The 506-nt window shown below is 68.2% G+C and carries 1 protein-coding gene; it reads left to right on the plus strand.

Features of this window, described 5'->3' with window-relative positions; all coding sequences use genetic code 11:
- On the plus strand, positions 1-506 hold a 506-nt coding region (locus K3F48_RS24065), incomplete at both ends, for an AMP-binding protein (protein ID WP_222577959.1).

The following is a 506-nucleotide window of genomic DNA, read 5'->3' on the forward strand; positions in this document are numbered from 1 at the left end:
AATGTCGCGCATCCCGCCAATCTCGCTTATGTGATCTATACATCCGGCTCCACCGGACGCCCCAAGGGCGTCGCCGTGACGCATGGCGGGCTGAGCAATCTGACGATGGCGCAGACGGCGCTGGGAGCGGGGCCTGGCAGCCGCGTGCTGCAATTCTCGTCGGCGAGCTTCGATGCGGCGATCTGGGAAATTGCGATGACGCTGTCGTCCGGCGCTTGTCTCGTCCTGCCGCGAAGCGAGCAGAGAGCCGGGGAAGCGCTGCGCGTGCTGCTGGTCGCGGAGAGCGTCACGCACGCCACTCTTCCGCCCGCGGTGCTGGCGGGACTGACGCCGCCCGATGAATCGGCAATGCGCTGTCTGGTGGCGGCGGGCGAAGCTTTGTCTTCGGCGTCGACCGCGCTATGGGCGGCGCGCTGCCACATGATCGACGCCTATGGACCGACGGAGTCGACGGTCTGCGCGACGATGAGCGGCGCGCTCGTTCCCGGCGAGACGCCGCCGATCGG

It is taken from the genome of Methylosinus sp. Sm6, assembly GCF_019802345.1.
Lineage (GTDB): Bacteria > Pseudomonadota > Alphaproteobacteria > Rhizobiales > Beijerinckiaceae > Methylosinus.